Source organism: Vibrio sp. 1562 (genome assembly GCF_033340155.1).
GTDB lineage: Bacteria > Pseudomonadota > Gammaproteobacteria > Enterobacterales > Vibrionaceae > Vibrio > Vibrio alginolyticus.
This window is the reverse complement of sequence record NZ_JAWOVY010000173.1, coordinates 1-892: the sequence shown is the minus strand read 5'-3', so window position 1 is coordinate 892 and position 892 is coordinate 1. Positions and strand designations below refer to the sequence as shown.

Annotated in this window: 1 protein-coding gene; it reads right to left on the bottom strand. The window is 47.8% G+C overall.

Annotated elements, in window-relative coordinates; genetic code table 11:
* The coding region (locus R7Z49_RS23970; RefSeq protein ID WP_318112223.1) for a tandem-95 repeat protein at window positions 1-892 on the bottom strand (892 nt) is incomplete at both ends.

Below are 892 nucleotides of genomic sequence, written 5' to 3'. Positions count from 1 at the left end.
ATTGCCAGAAACTGAGAATTCTAGCGAGGAATCAGTATCTTTGAATACTTCATTCAAGTCGATCGTGTAGGTCGCGAAATCTTCCGATAACACTTGGTCTGCAATGGCATTTTCTACAGTCGGTGCATCATTAACACGATTCACAATCAAACTGTCACTGTCGCTAGCTGTTGGATTAACACCATCCGATACTGACGCGCTGATAGTCAGGTCTTTAAGGTTGAGTTCATCGTTGTTAACTGCGTCAACACCCGCTTGAGTCAGTTTGACTTCATCGCCAACTAGCGCAAAGTAGCCGTTTGAGTTGTTTTCTAAAGAAACGGTTAATTGGTCTTCAGGCGTGTCAGTATCGCGAACCGTTAAGGTTGCGACTACCATATCAGTGCTCACTGCATCTTCAGTGATGCTCTCTACTGCATCAACCTTGATGGTTGGCGCATCGTTCACTGGATTTACTGTAACAGTTACTTTCGCTTCGTCGGTCAATTGGCCGTCCGTTACGGTGTCAGTGATTTCGGCGTCGCCATTGAAGTTCTCGGCCGGAGTGAAAACAAGTTTGCCATTCACCACTTCAACCGTACCCTGCTCTTTAGGTACAGAGGCTGATTCAATACTCAGCTTGTCGCCATCCACATCAGAATCGTTTGGCAGGACATCAATGGTAACTGCGGTGTCTTCTTGTGTCGTAGCGATGTCATCTTTCGCCACTGGCGCATCGTTGACCGGTGTCACATTGACTTCAACGGTGGTGGATTCAGACACACCGCCAGAGGTGACGATGTAGGTGAAAGTATCTTTACCGACGTAGTTATCATTTGGTGTGTAAGTCACGCTGCCGTCAGGATTGACCGAGACCGTGCCGTTGGCTGGGCCGTTATTGGTATCTAGCGAC